The sequence below is a fragment of the Streptomyces durhamensis genome, from assembly GCF_000725475.1.
GTDB classification, from domain to species: domain Bacteria; phylum Actinomycetota; class Actinomycetes; order Streptomycetales; family Streptomycetaceae; genus Streptomyces; species Streptomyces filipinensis.
In genome coordinates, this window is the sequence record NZ_JNXR01000062.1 from 1 (window position 1) to 8,882 (window position 8,882).

The 8,882-nt window shown below is 71.8% G+C and carries 6 protein-coding genes; 5 read left to right on the forward strand and 1 reads right to left on the reverse strand.

The genetic code is table 11. The annotated features are described in order from the left end of the window. Positions 1-454 precede the first annotated feature (454 nt). Positions 455-1,453, reverse strand: a complete 999-nt coding sequence (locus IO33_RS0141515) for an aldo/keto reductase (RefSeq protein WP_031174271.1) — start codon at positions 1,451-1,453, stop codon at positions 455-457. A 76-nt stretch (positions 1,454-1,529) separates the two neighbouring features. Between IO33_RS0141515 and IO33_RS0141520 the strand changes: the two genes are divergently transcribed. The 5 genes from IO33_RS0141520 to IO33_RS50020 all read left to right on the forward strand — a co-directional run. Continuing rightward, entirely contained in the window at positions 1,530-2,483 is a 954-nt protein-coding gene (locus IO33_RS0141520) for a 2-hydroxyacid dehydrogenase (protein ID WP_031174272.1), read from the forward strand. A 382-nt stretch (positions 2,484-2,865) separates the two neighbouring features. After that, a complete protein-coding gene (locus tag IO33_RS0141525) occupies positions 2,866-5,892 on the forward strand; it encodes a putative bifunctional diguanylate cyclase/phosphodiesterase (protein ID WP_245236065.1) in 3,027 nt (1,008 codons plus the stop codon). 352 nt (positions 5,893-6,244) lie between these two features. Further along, the gene (locus tag IO33_RS0141530) at positions 6,245-8,092 is read left to right on the forward strand and encodes an acetolactate synthase large subunit (RefSeq protein WP_031174274.1); all 1,848 of its coding nucleotides are present in this window, start codon (positions 6,245-6,247) and stop codon (positions 8,090-8,092) included. A gap of 21 nt (positions 8,093-8,113) precedes the next feature. Then, the gene (gene ilvN, locus IO33_RS0141535) at positions 8,114-8,638 is read left to right on the forward strand and encodes an acetolactate synthase small subunit (RefSeq protein WP_031174275.1); all 525 of its coding nucleotides are present in this window, start codon (positions 8,114-8,116) and stop codon (positions 8,636-8,638) included. 144 nt (positions 8,639-8,782) lie between these two features. Continuing rightward, a partial coding sequence (locus tag IO33_RS50020) for a hypothetical protein (protein WP_134655277.1) occupies positions 8,783-8,882 on the forward strand: 100 nt, incomplete at its 3' end.

An 8,882-nucleotide genomic window follows, 5' to 3' on the forward strand; every position in this document is an offset into this window, starting at 1 on the left:
GACCGACGATGGCCCGCCCCGGCTCCACGGACTCGCCCCGCGCGACCGATCCTGTGCCCCAGCCCCGGCCCGCCCACAGACCTCGTCCCACCGGCCCCCGACGGGCCTCGCCCGCCCTCTCCGCTCCGGCCCCGTGGCAAGCCTTGCCGTCTTCTCCGTGTCGGCCGCGTAGCGCGCCCTTCAGTCCCGCGAGCCCCGTACCCCGCCCGTCGGGCCCGCAGCCCGCGCCTCCGGCCTCCTGTCCCCCACACGGCCCCGTCCCGTCGGCCTCCTCGGCCGAGCCCCCGCAGCCCGTCCCGTCGGTCTCCTCGGCCGAGCCCCCGCAGCCCGCCGCGTCGGTCTCTCGCCTCGGGCCGTCGGTCTACTCGGCGTCTCGCAGCCGCCGGCCTCCTGCCCCCGCAACCCGCCCCGGCGGCCCCCTCGGGCCCGGCTGCCGAGGCTGCCCCTTTGGTTCTCAGTCCCAGGAGTCGTGGGCCGGCGGTAGGCGGGAGATCTCTGCCAGGTCTTCCCCGGTCAGGTGCAGGTCGGGTGCTGCCGCGTTCTCCGCGGCCCAGCGCTCCGTCTTCGTGCCCGGGAGGGCGATCACGTGGCGTCCCTGGGCCAGGACCCAGGCCAGGGCCACCTGGGCCGGGGTGACGTGCTCGCCGTGGCGGCGCGCGATGCGGCGCAGGCCCGCGACGATCGGCTGGTTGGCCGCCATCATCTCCGCCGTGAAACGGGGATGGCGAGCGCGCAGGTCGTCCGGTTCGAAACCCTCGCCGGGAGTCAGCGTGCCGGTCAGGAAACCGTTGCCCAGGGGCATCGCCGCGAGGATCCCCACACCCCGGGCGTCGCACCACGGCAGCAGCGCCTGCAGCGCCTCCGGCGACCACACCGACAGCTCCGCCTCCACGGCGGCCACCGGGAACACCTGCTGCACCCGCTGCAGCTGGCGCAGCGTGGTGTCGTGCAGCCCGGCCCCCGAGCGGCGGCCACCGCGCGCGCCGACCGCGCACAGCCCCAGCGCCCGGACCTTGCCGGCCCGCACCAGTTCGGCCATCGCGCCCCATGTCTCCTCGACGGGGACCTCGGGGTCCGCGCGGTGCAGCTGGTAGAGGTCGATCACATCCGTCTGCAGGCGCCGCAGCGAGGCGTCGCAGGCCCGCTTCACGTATCCGGGGCGGCCGTTGGCCACGATGTGCTGCTCACCCACCAGCAGCCCGACCTTCGTGGACACGAAGGCGTCCGCGCGCCGCTCCTTCAACACCCGGCCCAGCAACAGCTCGTTGGTGAACGGGCCGTACATGTCCGCCGTGTCCAGGAGGGTCGAGCCCAGGTCCAGCGCCCGGTGCACGGCTCTGAGCGAGGTCTCGCCCCGCTGCCGTGACCCGCTGTACGCCCAGCTCATCGGCATGCACCCGAGTCCGACGGCCCCCACCGCGAGCGCCCCCGCGCCGATCGTCCTGCGCTCCACCTGCTCGTGAACCTCCCTCTGCCCGGCCCCCAACCTAACCTCTGCACGCGCGCGTACCTGACATAGCCTCCTTGCCATGACTGCTGACGTGTGGCTTCCCATGGCGCCGGAGGGGATCGACGGGCTTCCCGAGGGGCCCCGGTACCTGTTCTGGGACGGCGGTGAGGACGGTGACCAGCCCTTTCCCGGTGACCCGGCCGACTGCGCCGTCTACGTGGTGCCCTACATGAAGCCCGTGGGCATCGCCGTGCGCCCGCTGCCGCGGATGACCTCCGTCGAGGTCGTACAGACGCTGACGGCGGGCATCGACCATGTGCAGCCGGGCCTGAAGCACCTGCGTCCGGGCGTGCGGTTGTGCAACGCGCGCGGGGTGCACGAGGCGAGCACCGCCGAACTGGCCCTGACCCTGGTCCTCGCCTCCCTGCGCGGCATCCCGGACTTCGTACGGGCCCAGGAGCGCGGTGAGTGGCTCGGCGGATTCCGGCCCGCCCTCGCCGACAAGTCCGTCCTCATCGTCGGTTACGGCTCCATCGGCGCCGCCATCGAGGACCGGCTCACGCCTTTTGAGCTCGCGCGGGTGGCGCGCGTTGCGCGCTCCAAGCGCACCACGGCGCGCGGTCTCGTGCATCCGCTCACCGAATTGCCCTCTCTGCTTCCACACGCCGATGTCGTGATCCTTTCCACGCCCTTGACGGAGGAGACACGAGGCCTGGTCAGCGCAGGGTTCCTCGCGCGGATGAAGGACGGGGCGCTGCTCGTGAACGTGGCACGCGGCCCCGTCGTGGACACCAAGGCACTGCTGGCGGAGCTGGAGAGCGGCCGTATCACCGCGGCCCTGGACGTCACCGACCCCGAGCCGCTGCCGCCCGGGCACCCGCTCTGGCAGGCCCCCGGCGTGCTCATCAGCCCGCACGTGGGCGGTCCCACCTCGGCCTTCTCACCACGCGCGAAGCGGCTGCTCGTCGACCAGCTGACCCGGTTCGTGCACCACGAGCCGCTGCGCAACGTGATCCTCACGACGGGGGCGTAGCCCGCTTCCGGCACCCTCCGCAACCCCTCGGACGCGGCGCGTACGCGCATACCCGCTGGTCGTCACGGAGCGTAGAGAAGCTATGTCCCTGAGTGACGATCCTGGTGTATCGTCCCGACAGGGGCTGCGCCGTGGAACGTTCGGCGCCGGGGATGGACAGTTCAGATTGAGGGGGGCGACGGGCGATGCACGGCCTATGGACGAACGATCCGACGCGGCGGAGCCGCCGACGGCGACCCTTGCGCACGGCCACGCGCAGACGCGGCCACCACACCAGCCACCACGGCCACCAGCACCGCAGGCCCAACGGCCGCCGGAGGCATGCGCACCCACCGCACCGGGACCGTCGGGACGCGGGAACGGCGCGGACCGGGAGGCCCCGGTGAGTGCGCCGCCCTCTGTGACGACCGCCCTGGACGGAGCCGTGCGCGCCCCCCACCCGCAGCAGGCTCCGGCGCCCCGCCGGCCGGCCGCCGACGAGGGCACCCGCACGGCGGAGCAGCTCGTCCTCGCGGTGATCTGCGCGGCCTACGCCGTCGGAGCCGCGTTCGACTGGGGTACGGAGCAGATCGCCGACGTCATGGGTGACTTCGGGCTGAGCGCCGCGGCGGCCACCGCCGCGGTCTCCTGTTTCCGCTACGCGCGCACCACGCGCGTGCGCTTCCGGTCGGCCTGGCTGCTGTTCGCCCTCTCCCAGCTCATGGCGGCGCTCGGCGACGCGGTCTGGGGGTGGTACGAGGTCGTGCTCGGCGAGCAGGTGCCCCAGGTCAGCTGGGCGAACCTGTTCTTCCTGTGTTTCGCGCCGCCCGCCATCGTGGGCCTGCTGGTCTTCGCCAAGCGGCCGGTGACGAAGGCGGGCTGGATCTGCCTGGCCCTGGACGCCTGGCTGATCGGCGGCTCCCTGCTCACCCTCTCCTGGAGCCTCGCGCTCGCCCAGGCGGCCCGCTTCGACGGACCGAGCGTGCCGCGTACCGCGCTGCTGCTGGCGTACCCGCTGCTCGACATCGCGCTCGTCAGCATGGTGCTCGCGCTGCACTTCCGCCGCACCCCGGGCAACCGGACGGCGGTGAACACCGTGATCGGCGCGCTCGCGCTGATCGTGATGTGCGACGCGCTGTTCACCTCGCCGCTGCTGCAGAGCAGTTACCACTCCGGGCATCTGCTGGACGCGGGCTGGTTCGCCGGTTCGCTGCTGCTCGCCTACGCCCCGTGGGCCGCGCCGCGGCGCCTCGCGGCCCAGGAGGCCCGGGCGGCGGAGGGGCACACGCGGGTGGTCCACGAGCATGTGCCCGGCCAGCGCGGCACCGGACATCACCACCTGTCCGTACCCGCCCCGGGCGCCGAGCACAGCCGGTACCCGTCCGGCCGGCCGCTGACCGGTTCCCTCGCCGCCCTCACCCCGTACCTCGCCGCCGCCGTGTGCACCCTGGGCATCCTGTACAACGTCCTCAACGGCCGCCGGCCCGACCACGTCGTGCTGATCACCGCGGGCGCCGTCGTGCTCGCGCTCGTCATCCGGCAGGGCATCATGCTGCTGGACAACATCACCCTCACCCAGGAGCTGGCGCAGAAGGAGAACCACTTCCGCTCCCTGGTGCAGGGCTCCAGCGACGTCATCATGATCGCCGCGCCCAACGGCATCCTGCGGTACGTCTCCCCGGCCGCCGCCGGGGTCTACGGCCGGCCCGCCGAGGAGCTGGTGGGCAGCGAACTGGCCAGTCTCATCCACCCCGAGGACCTGGGCTGTGTGGTGCACGAGGTGCGCCGCTTCCTGGCCGCCAGCCCGCCGGAGGAACCCACCACCCGCATCGAGTGCCGCTTCCGGTCCGGCGACGGCGGCTGGCTCAACGTGGAGTCGACGGTCAACCGTCACCACGGCGGGCTGATCTTCAACAGCCGGGACGTGACCGAACGGGTGCGCCTGCAGGCGCAGTTGCAGCACAACGCCGAGCACGACCCGCTGACCGACCTGCCCAACCGCGCGCTGTTCACCCGGCGTGTGCAGCAGGCCCTGTCCGGCCGCCGGGCCACCGACCGGGGCGCCGCCCTGCGCAACACGGCCGTGCTCTTCATCGACCTGGACGGCTTCAAGGCGGTCAACGACACGATCGGGCACCAGGCCGGGGACGAGCTGCTCGTCCAGGCCGCCCGCAGGCTCCAGGACGCGGTCCGGCAGGGGGACACGGCGTCCCGGCTGGGCGGCGACGAGTTCGCGGCACTGATCGTCGGGGACGGCACCCGCGACCGTGCCGCGAGGGAGCGGAACATCCTGGAGCTCGCCGAACGCCTCCGGGTGACCCTCTCCCAGCCGTACCCGATCGACGGCAACGATGTCCGGGTCAACGCCTCCATCGGCGTCGCCTTCGCCGAACCGGGCCTCGGGGCGGGCGAGCTGCTGCGCAACGCCGACCTCGCGATGTACCGCGCGAAGGCCGCCGGGAAGGGCCGGGTCGAGCTCTACAAGCCGCAGATGCAGCAGGACGTCGTACGCAAGGCGGAGCTGGCCACCCGGCTGCGTGCCGCACTGCACGACGGAGAGTTCGCGCTGCTGCACCAGCCGGTGGTGTGCCTGGAGAGCGGCCGGATCACGGCGGTCTCGGCACAGGCGCGCTGGCGCTCCTCGCAGGGGGTGCTGTTCACCCCGGCCGAGTTCCTGCGGGTGGCCGAGGACGGCGACAAGACCGCCGAGCTGGACCGCTGGGTCCTGCAGGAGGCCGTCGAGCAGGCCGCCGAGCGGGCCGCGACCGGGCTCGTCGTACCGGTGGCCGTCCGGATGAGCGCCCGGCGGCTGCTGGACCGCTCGAAGCCGCTCGGCGCCGTGGAGGCCCTCCTGACCCGGCACGGGCTACCGCCCGGCGCGCTGGTCCTGGAGCTGTCCGACACCGATCCGCTGATCTCCCTGGACGAGCTGGAGCGCCGGCTGACCGCGCTCGGCCGGCTCGGGGTGCGGATCGCGCTGGACGGCTTCGGCAGCGGCCACGCGGCCATCACGGCCCTGAGAAGGCTCCCCGTGGACGTCCTGAAGCTCGACCGCAGTCTGGTCGAGGGCGTCGTGGAGTCCGCGCGGCTGCACAAGATCACCAGCGGGCTGCTGCGCATCGCCGGCGATCTGGGGCTGCAGTCCGTGGCCGAGGGCGTGGACCTGCCGGAGCAGGTCGTGGCGCTGCGCGCGATGGGCTGCACGCACGGACAGGGCATGGCGTTCGCCGCGCCGCTGGACGAGTACCGGCTGCGCCGGGCGCTCGGATCCGGCCACTATCCGGTGCCCCACGCACCCGCCGAACCGGCGTTCGCGGGCGGCGTCCGGGAGCCGCAGGCACGCCTCGGGGCCGAGGGGGCGACCGCGCGGCGGCCCGACGGGCTGAGCACGGTCGTGGCCTCGACACCCACCGGTGCGCCCCGGGGCTGAACGGGCCCCGCGGAGGGGCGCGGGGGTGTACACAGGGAGTGTGGCCGCCGTCTTGGGAGGTGACAGTGGACTCCGCTCACATAATGAGACGCCCATCCCACCCACTTGACACGTGGTGTGTGCCGGGGGGAGGGTCAGTGCCATGCGCACCCGAATTCTCGTACTTGGACAGCGCGTCGGCTGAGCTGGGACCCACCGGAGGACGATCCGGAACGCCCAGCGACCTCACCGACGCGCTCCCCTCGCTTGCCTTGCGGCACGAGGGGTTTTTTGTTGCACGAGTGCCGCTCGTGCAGCGCTTGAACTCCGCACAAACCTCGCAAAAACCCTCAGCATCGAGAAGAGAATGCCGATGACCGAGCAGGCCACCGGGGCCCATCCGCAGCCGCGGCCCCGATCCGGAGGACAGCAGTCCGCCCCCGTCGAGCACGTCACGGGTGCGCAGTCCCTCATCCGCTCCCTCGAGGAGGTCGGCGCGGACACGGTGTTCGGCATTCCCGGCGGTGCGATCCTCCCGGCGTACGACCCCCTGATGGACTCGACGCGGGTCCGTCATGTGCTGGTCCGCCACGAGCAGGGCGCCGGCCACGCGGCCACCGGGTACGCGCAGGCCACCGGCAAGGTCGGCGTCTGCATGGCGACCTCCGGCCCCGGCGCCACCAACCTGGTGACGCCGATCGCCGACGCCCACATGGACTCCGTGCCGATGGTCGCGATCACCGGCCAGGTCGCCTCGAAGTCGATCGGTACGGACGCCTTCCAGGAGGCGGACATCGTCGGCATCACCATGCCGATCACCAAGCACAACTTCCTCGTCACCAAGGCCGAGGACATCCCGCGGGTCATCGCGCAGGCGTTCCACATCGCCTCCACCGGCCGCCCGGGCCCGGTCCTGGTCGACATCGCCAAGGACGCCCTGCAGGCGAAGACGACCTTCACCTGGCCGCCCACCATGGACCTGCCCGGCTACCGCCCGGTGACCAAGCCGCACGCCAAGCAGATCCGCGAGGCCGCCAAGCTGATCACCTCCGCCAGGCGGCCCGTCCTCTACGTCGGCGGCGGCGTCCTCAAGGCGCACGCCACGGCCGAGCTGAAGGTCCTCGCCGAACTCACCGGAGCGCCCGTCACCACCACCCTGATGGCGCTCGGCGCGTTCCCGGACAGCCACCCGCTGCACCTGGGGATGCCGGGCATGCACGGTGCGGTCGCCGCCGTCACCGCTCTGCAGAAGGCCGACCTGATCGTCGCCCTCGGCGCCCGCTTCGACGACCGCGTCACCGGCAAGCTGGACAGCTTCGCCCCCTACGCCAAGATCGTCCACGCCGACATCGACCCGGCGGAGATCGGCAAGAACCGCGCCGCGGACGTGCCGATCGTCGGCGACGCCCGCGAGGTCATCGCCGACCTGGTCCAGGCGGTGCAGAAGGAGCACAGCGAGGGCCACAAGGGCGACTACACCGCCTGGTGGAGCGACCTGAACCGGTGGCGCGAGACCTACCCGCTCGGCTACGACCAGCCCGAGGACGGCTCGCTCTCGCCGCAGGCGGTCATCGAGCGCATCGGACAGCTCGCGCCCGAGGGCACGATCTTCGCGGCGGGCGTCGGCCAGCACCAGATGTGGGCCGCGCACTTCATCCAGTACGACAAGCCCGCCACCTGGCTGAACTCCGGCGGCGCCGGGACGATGGGCTACGCGGTCCCGGCCGCCATGGGCGCCAAGGCCGGACAGCCCGCCGAGACCGTCTGGGCGATCGACGGCGACGGCTGCTTCCAGATGACCAACCAGGAACTGACCACCTGCGCGCTGAACAACATCCCGATCAAGGTCGCCGTCATCAACAACGGCGCCCTCGGGATGGTCCGCCAGTGGCAGACCCTCTTCTACAACCAGCGTTACTCCAACACGGTGCTGCACAGCGGTCCCGACGACGTCAACCCGCAGGCGAAGGGCACGCGCGTGCCGGACTTCGTGAAGCTGTCCGAGGCGATGGGCTGCGTGGGCCTGCGCTGCGAGCGGCCGGAGGACCTGGACAAGGTCATCCAGGAGGCGAACTCCATCAACGACCGCCCGGTCGTCGTCGACTTCATCGTCCACGAGGACGCGATGGTGTGGCCGATGGTCGCCGCCGGCACTTCCAACGACGAGATCCTGGCCGCCCGGGACGTCCGCCCCGACTTCGGCGACAACGAAGACGACTGAGCGAGAGAGACGTAAAAGACCATGTCCAAGCACACGCTCTCCGTCCTGGTGGAGAACACCCCGGGCATCCTGGCCCGGATCGCCGCCCTGTTCTCGCGGCGCGGCTTCAACATCGACTCGCTCGCCGTCGGCGTCACCGAGCACCCCGACATCTCCCGCATCACCATCGTGGTGAACGTCGAGGACCTGCCGCTGGAGCAGGTGACCAAGCAGCTCAACAAGCTCGTCAACGTGCTGAAGATCGTCGAGCTGGAGCCCGGGCAGGCCGTCCAGCGCGAACTGGTCCTCGTGAAGGTGCGCGCCGACAACGAGACCCGCTCGCAGATCGTCGAGATCGTCCAGCTGTTCCGCGCCAAGACGGTCGACGTCTCCCCGGAGGCCGTCACGATCGAGGCCACCGGATCGAGTGACAAGCTGTCCGCCATGCTCAAGATGCTGGAGCCGTTCGGCATCAAGGAGCTGGTGCAGTCCGGCACCATCGCGATCGGCCGCGGCTCCCGCTCGATCACCGACCGCTCGCTTCGCGCGCTCGACCGAACCGCGTAAAGCTGAACCTGAGCGAACCGCGCAAGGCTGGATCCGGGCGGCCGGAGGCGACCGTCCGCCCGGATGCCGAGATTCCGAGACTTCCCTTCCCCTCACCGGCATACGGTGGGACGCACAACCTGCACACCAAGGAGAGAACCCAAAGTGGCCGAGCTGTTCTACGACGCTGACGCCGACCTGTCCATCATCCAGGGCCGCAAGGTCGCGGTCATCGGCTACGGCAGCCAGGGCCACGCCCACGCGC